The following is a 711-nucleotide window of genomic DNA, read 5'->3' on the forward strand; positions in this document are numbered from 1 at the left end:
CCGTGCTCAGTTACGTCACCGTTATCGTCTAATGCACCCATCGCTTGCAAACACAGAAGTGCTGCGTTCAATGACTTTTCTGGAACCGCATCAAGAAAGTGCAGCTCAGATAAACGATAGCCACAACACGCCGCCGCAAGCATGGGCTCTACCAGCTCTTCACGATGCAACTCCGGTGGCGTGACCAACTCTAATGGAGCATGTTCTCCAAATAAACGGATACAGGAGCCTTCTGCTACGCGCCCTGCACGCCCCATTCGCTGTGCTGCACTGGCTTTTGAAATGTTGGTTAATGTGAGAGCAGTACGTCCGTTGCGCTGAACCGTTCTTCGCTCCAAACCGCTATCAATCACAACGCGGATGTTAGGAATGGTAAGCGACGTTTCCGCGACATTGGTTGCCAGCACCACTTTGCGCTGCGCTTGAACAGTTAAAGCTCGATGTCGCTCTTCATCACTGACCGAGGCATGAAGCTTCACCACAAGCACATCATCCAAGTGCTGTAACATCTGCGCGCACTGAGTGATCTCTTTTCGACCCGGTAAAAACACCAAGATATCGCCTTCTTCATCTTCAAGGGCTTCTTTTACTGTTTTCACCACGTCATTTTCACACCCTTTTTTATTGGGCAGATGACGACTGTCTATTACTCGATGAGTCACCGAGACAGGAAAACAGCGCCCTTCTGAACAAAGACGATGAGCATTAAGA

At 49.8% G+C, this 711-nt stretch carries 1 protein-coding gene; it reads right to left on the reverse strand.

Going from position 1 to position 711, the window contains the following annotated elements:
• Positions 1-711 (reverse strand): helicase-related protein (locus R7E78_RS26610; RefSeq protein WP_318058673.1); only part of this gene is annotated, 711 nt, incomplete at both ends.

The sequence above is a fragment of the Vibrio sp. YT-19(2023) genome (assembly GCF_033337395.1).